Raw genomic sequence first — 14,077 nt, forward strand, 5'->3', positions numbered from 1 at the left:
TGGGGACCCACGTGCTCACCCTGCACGCCGCCGAGGCCTCGCCCGAGACCGCCGTCCTCGTCGACGGGGCCCTCCTCGCGGCCGTCGGCCCGTACGAGGAGCTGGCCGCCGCCCACCAGGACGCGCGGCTGCGCCTGTGGCCCGGCATCCTGACGCCCGGACTGCTCAACCCGTACGGCCCCGAGCTGCTCGAAGGGACCTACCACCCGGATCCGCGCGAGGCCGACACGTACGGCACCGAGCCGATCGTCGGGGAGCGGGCGCGGGAGATCTTCCGCACCGACCCGGTACGGCTCGGCGCCAGCGCCCGGCGCGGGGTGCAGCGGCTCCTCGCGCACGGCACCGTCGCGATCGGCGGCGAGCTGCGCGGGCGGGCCGCCCAGGACGCGGTGCGGCGGGCCGGGCTCGCCGTCGGGCAGCGCCCGCCGAACCTCCCGGGCCCGCCGTCCCTGACGCCGGCCCCCCTCGTGCTGCTTCCCGCCCTGGCGGCGGGCGGCCCCGCCCGCTTCGCCGTCTTCGACGTGCGGGACCGCGCGGACCTGGTCCGCCGGGGCCCGGCCACCTGCGTGGCGACGGTCCTGGGCGGACGGCTCGTGTACCGGGCCCGCTGACCGGGCCCGCCGACTCCTCCGTCCGAAGTGCCCTGCGACAATGCGGGCGTAACGTCATCCGGACGCGCTCCGCGCGCTCCGGCCGTACGACACAAGGTGAGGCGAACGCCAGTGACCCGCGCAACCCTGGACAAGCAGCCGCACGAGGTCGCCTCGATGTTCGACGACGTCGCGGCGAACTACGACCTCACCAACGACGTGCTGTCGCTCGGCCAGGACCGGCGCTGGCGCAAGGAGGTCGCCAAGGCGGTCGACGCGCGCCCCGCGCAGAAGATCCTGGACCTGGCCGCCGGCACCGCCACCTCCTCGCAGCCCTTCGCGCGCGCCGGGGCCTATGTCGTGCCCTGCGACTTCTCGCTCGGCATGCTGCGGGTCGGCAAGAAGAACCACCCGTGGATGCCGTTCACGGCCGGCGACGGCACGAAGCTGCCCTTCAAGGACGACGTCTTCGACGCCGTCACCATCTCCTTCGGCCTGCGCAACATCCAGGACACCGACCAGGCGCTGCGCGAGCTGTACCGGGTGACGAAGCCCGGCGGCCGGGTCGTCATCTGCGAGTTCTCGCACGCCACCTGGCGCCCGTTCCGCACGGTCTACGAGGAGTACCTGATGCGCGCGCTGCCGCCGATCGCGCGCGCGGTGTCGTCCAACCCCGACGCGTACGTCTACCTCGCCGAGTCCATCCAGTCCTGGCCCGACCAGCCGGCCCTCGCGTCCACGATGCGGAAGGCCGGCTGGGAGCGGGTGGCCTGGCGGAACCTGACGGGCGGCATCGTGGCGATGCACCGGGGTTTCAAGCAGTCCTAGCGCTTCCCCCTGCTTACGGCTTGATGTACATCCCGTAGCCGCCGACCCCCGTGTACACCGCGTCGGCCACCTTGCGGTGCACCTTCACGCCGTTCTCGGTGTCCGTCGGCGGGGTGCGCACGGTCGTGCCGGTGGGGTGGCCCTCCCGACAGCGGGTTACGGGCCCCCATAGACTGCCCCGGTACGTCCTACCGCCCCCCTACCGTCGAGTCTTCGGGAGACCCCGCCGTGACCGAGCAGACCCTCTCCGAGCACAGCGCGGACGTGATCGTCGTCGGGGCCGGCCCGGCCGGTTCGACCACCGCGTACTACCTGGCCAAGGCCGGGCTCGACGTCCTGCTCCTGGAGAAGACCGCGTTCCCGCGCGAGAAGGTCTGCGGCGACGGGCTCACCCCGCGGGCCACCAAGCAGCTGGTGTCGATGGGCATCGACATCTCCGAAGAGGCCGGCTGGCTGCGCAACAAGGGCCTGCGGATCATCGGCGGCGGCGTGCGGCTCCAGCTGGACTGGCCGGATCTCGCCTCCTACCCGGACTACGGACTCGTCCGCAAGCGCGACGACTTCGACGAGATGCTGGCCCGCCAGGCGCAGAAGGCGGGCGCCCGGCTCTACGAGCGCTGCAACGTCGGCGCGCCGGTCATCGACGACCGCACCGGCCGGATCACCGGCGTGCACGCCAAGCTCGGCGAGGAGAAGCGCGAGGTCACCTTCCACGCGCCGCTCGTCGTCGCCGCCGACGGCAACTCCACCCGCCTCTCCCTCGCGATGGGCCTGCACCGGCGCGAGGACCGGCCGATGGGCGTCGCCGTCCGCACGTACTTCACGACGCCGCGGCACCAGGACGACTACCTGGAGTCCTGGCTGGAGCTGTGGGACCGGCGCGGCCCGCAGGACCGGCTGCTGCCCGGCTACGGCTGGATCTTCGGCATGGGCGACGGCACCTCCAACGTCGGCCTCGGCATCCTCGACTCCTCGAAGGCCTTCCGCGAGCTGGACTGGCGCGAGGTCCTCAAGGCATGGTGCGCCTCCATGCCGGAGGACTGGGGCTTCACGCCGGACAACATGACCACGCCGATCCGCGGCGCGGCCCTGCCGATGGCCTTCAACCGGCAGCCGCACTACACCAAGGGCCTGCTGCTCGTCGGCGACGCCGGCGGCCTGGTCAACCCGTTCAACGGCGAGGGCATCGCCTACGCGATGGAATCCGGCCAGATCGCCGCCGACGTCATCGTCCAGGCGCACGCCCGCGCCACCCCCGCCCAGCGTGAACTCGCCCTGCGGAACTACCCGCAGATCCTCAAGGACACCTACGGCGGCTACTACACCCTCGGCCGCGCCTTCGTGAAGCTCATCGGCAACCCGAAGATCATGAAGATCGCGACGCAGCGCGGTCTGACCCACCCGCTGCTCATGAAGTTCACCCTGAAGATGCTGGCCAACCTCACCGACCCGACGGGCGGCGACGCCATGGACCGGATCATCAACGGCCTGTCGAAGGTGGCCCCGAAGGCCTGAGCGCCGCACCGGTGAAGCGGGCCCGGTAGGCGGTCCGGTAGGCGGTCGGGGAGACCCCGACCGCCCGGGTGAAGTGACGGCGCAGGTTCGCCGCCGAGCCGAGCCCGCTCGCCTCGCCGATCCGCTCCACCGGCAGATCGGTGGACTCCAGGAGCGTCTGCGCCCGCGCCACCCGCTGGTCGAGCAGCCACCGCAGCGGCGTGGTGCCGTGCGCCTCGCGCACCCTGCGGTGGAAGGTGCGCGCGCTCATCCGCGCCCGGCGGGCCAACTCCTCGACCGTCAGCGGCTCGTGGAGGTGCTCCACGGCCCACTGCAGCGCCGGCCCGAACGGGTCGGCCGGCTCCGCCGGCAGCGGCGCCTCGACCAACTGCGGCCGGTCGCCCGCCCGTTGCGCCGGGACGACGAGCCGGCTCGCGAGCGCGCCCGCGACCGCCGCGCCCAGGTCCTTCCGTACGAGATGCAGGCACAGGTCCAGGCCGGCAGCGGCGCCCGCGCCGGTGAGCACCGTCCCCTCGTCCGTGAAGAGGACGTCGGTGTCGACGGTGACCCGCGGGTGCCGGGCGGCGAGTTCGGCCCCATACGCGTGATGGAGGGTGGCCCGGCGCCCGTCCAGGAGCCCGGCCGCGGCCAGCGCGAAGGCGCCGCTGCACATCGACACCATCCGCGCCCCGGCGTCCGCCGCCGCGCTCAGCGCGCCGAGCAGCCCGGCGGACAGCTCCTGGCGGCCCTCGACCACCGCGTCCGGCACCGACGGCACGATCACGGTGTCCGCGCCCGAGAGGCCGTCCAGGCCGTGGGTGGCGTGCGGGGCCGGGCCGCCGCAGACCCGGAGCTCGTACCAGGGGTCGGCCAGATCGGTGTGCGGCATCCCGAACACCATGCCCACGGTGGAGAGTTCGTACAGGTCGTACGGGGAGACGCGGCCCTGCTCGTCGGGTACGAGGGCGACGGCGACGACTCCGGTGCCGGTTGCCTTCATAGCCGCGAGCCTATGGCAGGAATCGTGCGCCGGGCGTCAGTCCTGCTCCTGTCGGCGGGATCCGGCCACTGCGAGCGTGGAGCCATGACCACCACGAACACCCACAGCAACCACGGCACCCACAGCACCCACAGCACCCACAGCACCCACAGCACCCACAGCAACGCCGGCGACAAGCAGAACGTCACCGTCATCGGGCTCGGCCGGATGGGCACGGCCCTCGCCGCCGCCTTCCTCGACGCCGGCCACCCCACCACCGTCTTCAACCGCAGCCCCGGGAAGGCCGAACCCCTCGTCGCCCGCGGCGCCCGCCGCGCCGAGACCGTCGCCGAGGCGGTCGCGGCGAGCGAGCTCGTCGTGGTCTGCGTCCTCGACTACCCCGCCGTCCGCGAGCTGCTCGACCCGGTCGCCGCCGCCCTGCGCGGCAAGACGCTGGTCAACCTCACCTCGGGCTCGCCCGAGCAGGCCCGCGCCGAGGCCGAGTGGGCCGCCGGGCACGGCATCGGCTACCTCGACGGCGGCATCATGACCACCCCGCCCGGCATCGGCGACAGCGCCAGCATGATCCTTTACGCGGGCGCCCCGGAGCTCCTCGCCACCCACCGCCCGGCGCTCGCCGTCCTCGGCGACCCGGTGGACCTGGGCCCGGACGCGGGGCTCGCCTCGCTGTACGACGCGGGCCTGCTCGGCCTCATGTGGTCGGTCTTCGGCGGCTGGCTCCACGCCGCCGCGCTCACCGGGGCCGACGGGGTGCGGGCCGAGGACTTCACGGCGATCGCGGTGCGCTGGCTGCGCACGGTCGCCTGGTTCCTCAGCGCCTACGCCGGCCAGATCGACACGGGGGAGTACCCGGGCGACGACGCCACCATCGACATCCAGGTCGCGGCCGTCGGACACCTCCTCCACGCGGCCGAGACCCGCGGCGTGGACAACCGTCTGCCGGAACTGCACCTGGCGATGATGAAGGAGGCGGTGGCGGCCGGACACGGCGCCGACTCGTACGCCCGGATCATCGAGGCATTCCGGAAGTAATCCTCAAGAACGCCCATACGGTACAAACGGCGAAGGGCCGTCGCTCCCCCGAGGAGTGACGGCCCTTCCGCGTACGCGGGGTGCGATCAGAGGATGCGCACGGCGCCCGACGGCGGGTCCCAGTCCAGGTCGCGCTCGACGACACCGGTCGACGGGTTCTGCGCGCCGACGTACTTGCCGCCGCCGACGTAGATCGCGACGTGGTACGAGCCGCTGCGCGAGCCCCAGTAGAGGATGTCGCCCGGCTGCAGGTTGCTCAGGGAGACCGACGTGCCCATGCTCGACTGGTCGTACGAGATGCGCGGCAGGTCGATGCCGGCCTGGCGGTAGGCGGCCTGGACGAGGCCGGAGCAGTCCCAGGAGTTGGGGCCGGTGCCGCCGGAGACGTAGGCGTCGCCGACCTGGGCCTTGGCGAAGGCCACGATCGCGGCGGCGGAGCCGGTGGCGACCTGCGAGCTGCTGGAGGAGCTGCCCACGGAGTCCGAGGAGGACGACGACTTCGCCGACAGCGTGGTTCGGGCCGAAGCGCGGGAAGCGCGCTCCTGGGCCTCGGCGCGGGCCTTCTCGGCCTTCTCCGCCTCGGCCTTGCGGTCGGCCTCCGCCTTGGCCTTCTTGGCGTCCTTGGCGGCCTTCTTCAGCGCCGCGTCCTCCTGGGCCGCGAGGCTCTGGTCCAGCGCCTCCTGCTGGCTCGCCTCGGCGGAGGCGGAGACGGCGCTGGCGAGGTCGGCGTCGAGGGAGCCCAGGGTGGGCATCTCGAGGGTCTTCTCGGTCAGCGGCTCGGCGTTCGCGGGGCCGGCGGCGCCGGCCACCGCGATGGTGCTGAGGACGCCACCGGCAACTCCGGCGCGGAGCGCGAGCTTCGAGGCGCTCTGGCGGGGCTTCCGGTGGCTACGTATGGGAGCGGTCTGGGACATGGGAACAACCGCTATCAGGGCTTCAGGGTTCCCTTCAAGAAACGTGGGTTGCGCCACAGTTACGTTCGGAACCGCCGAATCCGCTTCTTGTGCGCCCTTATTGACGCCGTAACGGGCAAATCGGGCGCAGCTCATTGGGGCCTTGATCACGGGTTTTCGAGGAAAGGTCCGAATTGCCCGCCACTTACCACCTCTTCACGTCCATGGCCAAGCCCTGTTCTTCCGGCGGGCGGGACGGTGTGGCACAGGTCACATTCGGGTCACGGTCCCGCTCGTGAACGCGTGCACGTGTCCACCCGTGTCCGCGCGACCCCTCGACCGGGCGACGGCCGGATCCTTTATCACTCGCTCGCGTTCCATCGCCAATTTGCTTGTAGGTCCCAACGCTTGGTAGTGCAACACCCCTCCGACCAGCGATTTCCGGTGTGGATGTCACATCTGGTGATCACCTGGGCGCTTCGAGTGGCAAGATCACCGCTCATCCGACTTCATGATCGTTCGTCAGGTGGTGGAGATCACAAAGTCCTTGGCGTACCCCGTGTCGCAGATCACAGAGAGGCGGGCTTAAGATACGCGGACGTCGGGCTTGTGAACTGCCTCACATGGGAGCGATCTTCAGCGACTCGGTGAGGGCCTCGCGGATCCGACGGTGCGGTCCAACGGTCAAGGACGACTGGAAGGAGCGAGGAGCGTGAATGCGTACGCGCCCATCCTCGTGCTCGGTGCCCTGGGAGCGGGGTTTGCGATCTTCTCCGTGGTCATGGCCACGCTTATCGGGCCAAAGAGGTACAACCGGGCAAAACTTGAGGCGTACGAGTGCGGCATCGAGCCCACCCCGACGCCGGCCGGGGGCGGTCGCTTCCCGATCAAGTACTACCTGACGGCGATGCTCTTCATCGTCTTCGACATCGAGATCGTCTTCCTCTACCCCTGGGCCGTCACCTTCGACGCCCTGGGGCTTTTCGGGCTCGTGGAGATGCTGCTCTTCGTGCTCACCGTCTTCGTCGCCTACGCGTACGTGTGGCGGCGCGGCGGCCTGGAATGGGACTGAGGGGCTGAGGGGTACCCATGGGACTCGAAGAGAAGCTGCCGAGCGGCTTTCTGCTGACGACCGTCGAACAGGCCGCGGGCTGGGTCCGGAAGGCCTCCGTCTTCCCCGCGACCTTCGGCCTCGCCTGCTGCGCCATCGAGATGATGACGACCGGCGCCGGCCGCTACGACCTGGCGCGGTTCGGCATGGAGGTCTTCCGCGGCTCGCCGCGCCAGGCCGATCTGATGATCGTGGCCGGCCGGGTGAGCCAGAAGATGGCGCCCGTCCTGCGGCAGGTCTACGACCAGATGCCGAACCCCAAGTGGGTCATCTCGATGGGCGTTTGCGCCTCGTCGGGCGGAATGTTCAACAATTACGCCATTGTGCAGGGTGTGGACCACATCGTCCCGGTCGACATCTATCTGCCCGGTTGTCCGCCCCGCCCCGAGATGCTGATGGACGCGATCCTCAAGCTCCACCAGAAGATCCAGGGCTCCAAGCTCGGCGTGAACGCGAAGGAAGCGGCCCGCGAGGCGGAGGAGGCGGCGCTCAAGGCGCTGCCCACGATCGAGATGAAGGGTCTGCTCCGGTGAGCGACGAGACACCGAACCCCGAGAAGGAGCTCAGCGCCCAGAACCTGCCGGGCCAGCGCGGGGAGCACGGCGAGGAGGTCCGCGTCCAGCGCGGCATGTTCGGCGCCAACAACGGCGGCGACACCTCCGGCTACGGCGGCCTGGTCCGCTCGATCCGGCTCCCCGGCGAGGCCACCCGCCCGTACGGCGGCTGGTTCGACGAGGTCGCCGACGAGCTGGAGGGCGCCCTGGAGGAGCAGGGTCTGGTCCCCGGGAACGCCATCGAGAAGACCGTCGTCGACCGCGGCGAGCTCACCTTCCACATCGCCCGCGAGCACCTCGTCCGGGTCGCCCGCACCCTGCGCGACGACCCCGCCCTGCGCTTCGAGCTCTGCACCGGCGTCTCCGGCGTCCACTACCCGGGCGACAAGGGCCGCGAGCTGCACGCGGTCTACCACCTGCGCTCGCTCACCCACGGCCGGCTGATCCGCCTGGAGGTCTCGGCGCCCGACGCCGAGCCGCGCATCCCGTCGCTGGTCCCGGTCTATCCGACCAACGACTGGCACGAGCGCGAGACGTACGACTTCTTCGGCATCGTCTTCGACGGCCACCCCGCCCTCACCCGGATCATGATGCCGGACGACTGGCAGGGCCACCCGCAGCGCAAGGACTACCCCCTCGGCGGCATCGCCGTCGAGTACAAGGGCGCCCAGATCCCGGCTCCGGACCAGCGGAGGTCGTACTCGTGAACACCGCATCGAACCCCCGCGAAACGACCGAGGGCAGCGTCTACACCGTCACCGGCGGCGACTGGGACGAGGTGGTCCGGTCCGCCGCCAAGGCCGACGACGAGCGCATCGTCGTCAACATGGGCCCCCAGCACCCGTCCACCCACGGCGTGCTCCGGCTCATCCTGGAGATCGACGGCGAGACCGTCACCGAGGCCCGCTGCGGCATCGGCTACCTCCACACCGGCATCGAGAAGAACGCCGAGTTCCGCACCTGGACGCAGGGCACCACCCTCGTCACGCGGATGGACTACCTCACCTCGTTCTACAACGAGACGGCGTACTGCCTCGGCGTGGAGAAGCTGCTCGGCATCACCGACGACATCCCGGACCGGGCGAGCGTCATCCGGGTGCTCCTCATGGAGCTCAACCGGCTCTCCTCGCACCTGGTCGCCATCGCCACCGGCGGCATGGAGCTCGGCGCCACCACGATCATGATCTACGGCTTCCGGGACCGCGAGATGATCCTGGACCTGTACGAGCTGATCACCGGCCTGCGCATGAACCACGCGTTCATCCGCCCCGGCGGCCTCGCCCAGGACCTCCCGCCGGGCGCCGTCGACGCCGTGCGCGAGTTCGTGAAGACTATGAAGAAGAACCTGCCGGAGTACGACAAGCTCGCCACCGGCAACCCCATCTTCAAGGCCCGCATGCAGGACGTCGGCTACCTCGACCTCACCGGCTGCATGGCGCTCGGCGCCACCGGGCCGATCCTGCGCTCCGCGGGCCTCCCGCACGACCTGCGCAAGACCGACCCGTACTGCGGCTACGAGAACTACGAGTTCGAGATCCCGACCGCCGACAGCTGCGACGCCTACGGGCGCTTCCTCGTCCGCCTGGAGGAGATGCGCCAGTCGCTGCGGATCGTCGAGCAGTGCCTGGACCGCCTGGCGCCAGGCCCGGTCATGGTCGGCGACAAGAAGATCGCCTGGCCCGCCCAGCTGGCCCTCGGCCCCGACGGCCTCGGCAACTCCCTCGACCACATCAAGAAGATCATGGGCACCTCCATGGAGGCCCTGATCCACCACTTCAAGCTGGTCACCGAGGGCTTCCGGGTCCCCGCCGGGCAGGCCTACGCGGCCGTCGAATCCCCCAAGGGCGAGCTCGGCGTCCATGTCGTCTCCGACGGCGGCACCCGCCCGTACCGGGTCCACTTCCGCGATCCGTCGTTCACCAACCTGCAGGCCATGGCCGCGATGTGCGAAGGCGGCCAGGTCGCCGACGTCATCGTCGCCGTCGCCTCCATCGACCCCGTGATGGGAGGCGTCGACCGATGACGGAGAACGTCAGTCTCGGGATGCCCCAGCTGCCCGCCCCCGAGTACCCGGCCGAGGTCCGCGCCCGCCTGGAGGAGGACGCGAAGGCGATCATCGCCCGCTACCCGGGGTCCCGCTCCGCGCTCCTGCCGATGCTGCACCTCGTGCAGTCGGAGGAGGGCCATGTGACCCGTACGGGCATGCGGTTCTGCGCCGACATGCTGGACCTCACCACCGCCGAGGTCACCGCCGTCGCCACCTTCTACACCATGTACCGGCGCAAGCCGTCCGGCGACTACCAGGTCGGCGTCTGCACCAACACGCTCTGCGCGGTCATGGGCGGCGACGCCATCTTCGAGGAGCTCAAGGAGCACCTCGGGGTCGGCAACGACGAGACGACCGCGGACGGCAAGGTCACCCTCGAACACATCGAGTGCAACGCGGCCTGCGACTTCGCGCCCGTCGTGATGGTCAACTGGGAGTTCTTCGACAACCAGACGCCCGAGTCCGCCAAGCGGCTCGTCGACGACCTGGTCGCCGGGCGGCCCGTCTCGCCCACCCGCGGCGCGCCCCTGTGCACCTTCAAGGAGACCGCCCGCATCCTGGCCGGCTTCCCCGACGAGCGCGAAGGCGCCGTCGAGGCCTCCGGCGGCGCCGGACCGGCCTCCCTGGTCGGCCTCCGCCTCGCCAAGGGCGAGGCCCCGCACACCCGAATCGTCCATCCGCGCGGCGAGGCAGCCAGTGAGGAGGGGGAGTGATGACCTTGGCGGCCGAGATCAACAACAGCAGCCCCGAGAAACTGCTCTCACCCGTCCTGTCGGCCTTCTGGGACCAGCCGAACTCCTGGACCCTGGAGACCTACCGCCGGCACGAGGGCTACGAGGGCCTGCGCAAGGCCCTGGCGATGTCGCCCGACGACCTCATCGCGTACGTGAAGGACTCCGGTCTGCGCGGACGCGGCGGCGCCGGCTTCCCGACGGGCATGAAGTGGCAGTTCATCCCGCAGGGCGACGGCAAGCCGCACTACCTCGTCGTCAACGCCGACGAGTCCGAGCCGGGCACCTGCAAGGACATCCCGCTGCTCTTCGCCAACCCGCACTCCCTCATCGAGGGCATCGTGATCGCCTGCTACGCGATCCGCTCCAGCCACGCCTTCATCTATCTGCGCGGCGAGGTCGTCCCCGTACTGCGCCGCCTGCACGAGGCCGTGCGGGAGGCGTACGAGGCGGGCTACCTCGGCAAGAACATCCAGGGCAGCGGCCTGGACGTCGAGCTCACCGTGCACGCGGGCGCCGGCGCGTACATCTGCGGTGAGGAGACCGCCCTGCTCGACTCGCTCGAAGGGCGCCGCGGCCAGCCCCGGCTGCGACCCCCCTTCCCCGCGGTCGCCGGTCTGTACGCGTGCCCCACTGTGGTGAACAACGTCGAATCCATCGCCTCGGTTCCCGCGATCCTGAACCGCGGCAAGGACTGGTTCACCTCGATGGGCAGCGAGAAGTCCCCGGGCTTCACGCTCTACTCGCTCAGCGGGCACGTCGCCTCGCCCGGCCAGTACGAGGCCCCGCTCGGCATCACCCTGCGCCAGCTGCTCGACATGAGCGGCGGGATGCGGCCCGGGCACCGGCTGAAGTTCTGGACCCCGGGCGGCTCGTCCACCCCGATGTTCACCGACGAGCACCTCGACGTCCCGCTCGACTACGAGGGCGTCGGCGCCGCCGGCTCCATGCTCGGCACCAAGGCGCTGCAGTGCTTCGACGAGACCACCTGCGTGGTCCGCGCCGTCACCCGCTGGACCGAGTTCTACGCCCACGAGTCCTGCGGCAAGTGCACGCCCTGCCGCGAAGGCACCTACTGGCTGGTCCAGTTGCTCCGCGACATCGAGGCCGGCAAGGGCGTCATGGCCGACCTCGACAAGCTGAACGACATCGCCGACAACATCAACGGCAAGTCCTTCTGCGCCCTCGGCGACGGCGCCGCCTCGCCGATCTTCTCCTCGCTCAAGTACTTCCGCGAGGAGTACGAGCAGCACATCACGGGCAAGGGCTGCCCCTTCGACCCCGCCAAGTCCACCGCCTGGGCGGACAAGCACCGGGAGGTGAACGCATGACAGACCAGGATGCGGTCACGCTGACCATCGACGGCATCGAGATCTCCGTCCCCAAGGGGACGCTGGTCATCCGGGCCGCCGAGCAGCTCGGCATCGAGATCCCGCGCTTCTGCGACCACCCGCTGCTCGACCCGGCCGGTGCCTGCCGCCAGTGCATCGTCGAGGTCGAGGGCCAGCGCAAGCCGATGGCCTCCTGCACCATCACCTGCACCGACGGCATGGTGGTCAAGTCGCAGCTGACGTCGCCGGTCGCCGAGAAGGCCCAGCACGGGGTGATGGAGCTGCTGCTCATCAACCACCCGCTGGACTGCCCGGTCTGCGACAAGGGCGGCGAGTGCCCGCTGCAGAACCAGGCCATGTCCCACGGGCAGGCCGAGACCCGCTTCGAGGGCAAGAAGCGCACCTTCGAGAAGCCGATCCCGCTCTCCCCGCAGGTGCTGCTCGACCGCGAGCGGTGCGTGCTGTGCGCGCGCTGCACCCGCTTCTCCCAGCAGGTCGCCGGCGACCCGATGATCGAGCTGCTCGAACGAGGTGCGCTCCAGCAGGTCGGCATCGGCAACAGCGACCCCTTCGAGTCGTACTTCTCCGGCAACACCATCCAGATCTGCCCCGTCGGGGCCCTGACGTCGGCGGCGTACCGCTTCCGCTCCCGGCCCTTCGACCTGGTGTCGTCGCCGAGCGTCTGCGAGCACTGCGCGGGCGGCTGCGCGACCCGCACCGACCACCGGCGCGGCAAGGTCATGCGGCGGCTCGCGGCCGAGGACCCCGAGGTCAACGAGGAGTGGATCTGTGACAAGGGGCGGTTCGCGTTCCGGTACGCGCAGCAGCGCGACCGGCTCAGCACGCCGCTGGTCCGCAACCCGGAGACCGGTCAGCTGGAGACCGCGTCCTGGCCCGAGGCCCTGGAGACCGCCGCGCGCGGGCTCGTCCGCGGGCGCACCGGCGTCCTGAGCGGCGGACGGCTCACGGTCGAGGACTCCTACGCGTACGCCAAGTTCGCCCGGGTCGCCCTCGACACCAACGACGTCGACTTCCGGGCCCGTGTCCACTCCGGCGAGGAGGCCGACTTCCTGGCCTCCGTCATCGCCGGGCGGGGCCGCGACCTGGACGGGAGCGGGGTCACGTACCGGTCCCTGGAGGCCGCCCCGGCGGTGCTCCTGGTCGGTCTGGAGTCCGAGGAGGAGGCGCCCGGCGTCTTCCTGAAGCTCCGCAAGTCCTGGCGGAAGAAGGGCCAGCGGACCTACGCGGTCGCCTCGCACGCCACCCGCGGCCTGGAGAAGGCGGGCGGCACGCTCCTTCCGGCCGCGCCCGGCACCGAGACCGAGTGGCTCGACGCCCTCACCTCCCGGGTCGGCCTCTCCGAGGACGGCCTGGCCGCCGCCGAGGCGCTGCGCGAGGACGGCGCCGTGATCGCCGTCGGCGAGCGGCTCGCGGGAGTGCCCGGCGCGCTCACCGCGGCCGTACGGGCCGCCACCGCCACCGGCGCCGAGCTGGTGTGGATCCCGCGCCGGGCCGGTGAGCGGGGCGCCGTCGAGGCGGGCGCCATCCCGGCCCTGCTGCCCGGCGGACGGCCCGCGACCGATCCACGCGCGCGTGAGGAGGTCGCCGCCGTCTGGGGCGTACGCGAACTCCCGCACGGCTACGGCCGCGACACCGGCCAGATCGTCGAGGCCGCCGCCACCGGCGAACTCACCGCACTGCTCGTCGGCGGCGTCGACGTCGACGACCTGCCGGACCCGGCACGCGCGCGTGAGGCGCTCGACGCGGCCTTCGTCGTCTCCCTGGAGCTGCGCCCCGGCGCGGTCACCGAGCGGGCCGACGTGGTCCTGCCGGTCGCTGCGGTCGCCGAGAAGCCCGGCACCTTCCTCAACTGGGAGGGCCGCGCCCGCCTCTTCGAGGCCGCGCTCAAGCCCGAGCAGATGACCAGGTCGCTGGCTCCGACCGACGCCCGGGTCCTGCACATGCTGGCCGACGCCATGGACGCCCACCTGGGCCTGCCCGACCTGCGGTCGATCCGGGGCGAGCTGGACCGGCTCGGCGGCTGGACCGGCGACCGGGCCACCGAGCCCGCCGAGCCCGGCCAGGCCGCCGCCCGCCCCGGCGACGGCGAGGCCGTCCTCGCCGGCCACCGGCTGCTGCTCGACCTCGGCCGGCTCCAGGAGGGCGACGAGGCCCTCGCCGCCACCCGGCACGCCGCCGTCGCCCGGCTCTCCGCCCGGACCGCCGAGGACACCGGCGTCAAGGACGGCGACCAGCTCGAAGTCACCGGCCCGGCCGGCGCGGTGACCTTCCCGCTGGCCGTCACCGAGATGCCCGACCGCGTCGTCTGGCTCCCGCTCAACTCCACGGGCCACGGCGTCCTCGCCGACACCGGCGCCCGCCCCGGCGACCCGGTCCGGATCGGCCCGGCGGTCACCACGGACGCGGTGGAGGTGCGGTCATGAGCGCGCACCTCGCCCGGCCGGG

13 protein-coding genes are annotated in these 14,077 nt (G+C 71.4%); 11 read left to right on the forward strand and 2 right to left on the reverse strand.

Features of this window, described 5'->3' with window-relative positions; all coding sequences use genetic code 11:
* The first annotated feature begins 11 nt into the window (after window positions 1-11).
* The 3 genes from KV205_RS10655 to KV205_RS10665 all read left to right on the forward strand — a co-directional run bounded on the left by KV205_RS10655 (window position 12) and on the right by KV205_RS10665 (window position 2,933).
* Window positions 12-611, forward strand: coding sequence for a hypothetical protein (locus KV205_RS10655; protein WP_265863898.1), 600 nt, complete (start codon window positions 12-14; stop codon window positions 609-611).
* A 111-nt stretch (window positions 612-722) separates the two neighbouring features.
* Window positions 723-1,418, forward strand: a complete 696-nt coding sequence (locus KV205_RS10660) for a demethylmenaquinone methyltransferase (protein ID WP_265863899.1) — start codon at window positions 723-725, stop codon at window positions 1,416-1,418.
* Window positions 1,419-1,646: 228 nt separating this feature from the next.
* Window positions 1,647-2,933, forward strand: coding sequence for a geranylgeranyl reductase family protein (locus KV205_RS10665; RefSeq protein WP_265863900.1), 1,287 nt, complete (start codon window positions 1,647-1,649; stop codon window positions 2,931-2,933).
* Here KV205_RS10665 and KV205_RS10670 read toward each other — a convergent pair.
* Window positions 2,899-3,912, reverse strand: coding sequence for a helix-turn-helix domain-containing protein (locus tag KV205_RS10670; RefSeq protein WP_265863901.1), 1,014 nt, complete (start codon window positions 3,910-3,912; stop codon window positions 2,899-2,901). The genes KV205_RS10665 and KV205_RS10670 overlap by 35 nt on opposite strands.
* An 84-nt stretch (window positions 3,913-3,996) precedes the next feature.
* On the opposite strand from KV205_RS10670, the gene KV205_RS10675 reads away from it, so the two are divergent.
* Window positions 3,997-4,944 carry an NAD(P)-binding domain-containing protein gene (locus KV205_RS10675; protein WP_265863902.1) on the forward strand — a complete coding sequence of 316 codons (948 nt, stop codon included), beginning with the start codon at window positions 3,997-3,999 and terminating at the stop codon, window positions 4,942-4,944.
* 86 nt (window positions 4,945-5,030) lie between these two features.
* Here KV205_RS10675 and KV205_RS10680 read toward each other — a convergent pair whose 3' ends face one another.
* Entirely contained in the window at window positions 5,031-5,858 is an 828-nt protein-coding gene (locus tag KV205_RS10680) for a C40 family peptidase (protein WP_265863903.1), read from the reverse strand.
* 691 nt (window positions 5,859-6,549) lie between these two features.
* Between KV205_RS10680 and KV205_RS10685 the strand changes: the two genes are divergently transcribed.
* The 7 genes from KV205_RS10685 to KV205_RS10715 are packed head-to-tail and all read left to right on the forward strand — an operon-like array spanning window position 6,550 to window position 14,055.
* Window positions 6,550-6,909, forward strand: coding sequence for an NADH-quinone oxidoreductase subunit A (locus tag KV205_RS10685; RefSeq protein WP_030494815.1), 360 nt, complete (start codon window positions 6,550-6,552; stop codon window positions 6,907-6,909).
* A gap of 17 nt (window positions 6,910-6,926) precedes the next feature.
* The gene (locus tag KV205_RS10690) at window positions 6,927-7,481 is read left to right on the forward strand and encodes an NADH-quinone oxidoreductase subunit B family protein (RefSeq protein WP_265863904.1); all 555 of its coding nucleotides are present in this window, start codon (window positions 6,927-6,929) and stop codon (window positions 7,479-7,481) included.
* On the forward strand, window positions 7,478-8,209 hold the full coding sequence (locus KV205_RS10695) for an NADH-quinone oxidoreductase subunit C (RefSeq protein WP_265863906.1): 732 nt from the start codon (window positions 7,478-7,480) through the stop codon (window positions 8,207-8,209). The genes KV205_RS10690 and KV205_RS10695 overlap by 4 nt, the downstream gene beginning before the upstream one ends.
* Window positions 8,206-9,525: an NADH-quinone oxidoreductase subunit D gene (locus KV205_RS10700; RefSeq protein ID WP_265863907.1), complete on the forward strand. Its 1,320-nt coding sequence runs from the start codon at window positions 8,206-8,208 to the stop codon at window positions 9,523-9,525. The genes KV205_RS10695 and KV205_RS10700 overlap by 4 nt, the downstream gene beginning before the upstream one ends.
* The gene (gene nuoE, locus KV205_RS10705; RefSeq protein WP_265863908.1) at window positions 9,522-10,262 is read left to right on the forward strand and encodes an NADH-quinone oxidoreductase subunit NuoE; all 741 of its coding nucleotides are present in this window, start codon (window positions 9,522-9,524) and stop codon (window positions 10,260-10,262) included. The genes KV205_RS10700 and nuoE overlap by 4 nt, the downstream gene beginning before the upstream one ends.
* Complete coding sequence (gene nuoF / locus KV205_RS10710; RefSeq protein WP_265863909.1) at window positions 10,262-11,611, forward strand: NADH-quinone oxidoreductase subunit NuoF; 1,350 nt, start codon at window positions 10,262-10,264, stop codon at window positions 11,609-11,611. Before nuoE ends, nuoF begins: the two co-directional genes overlap by 1 nt.
* Window positions 11,608-14,055 carry an NADH-quinone oxidoreductase subunit G gene (locus KV205_RS10715; RefSeq protein WP_265863910.1) on the forward strand — a complete coding sequence of 816 codons (2,448 nt, stop codon included), beginning with the start codon at window positions 11,608-11,610 and terminating at the stop codon, window positions 14,053-14,055. The genes nuoF and KV205_RS10715 overlap by 4 nt, the downstream gene beginning before the upstream one ends.
* Window positions 14,056-14,077: the final 22 nt, after the last annotated feature.

This window comes from Streptomyces sp. SKN60 (assembly GCF_026236535.1).
GTDB lineage: Bacteria > Actinomycetota > Actinomycetes > Streptomycetales > Streptomycetaceae > Streptomyces.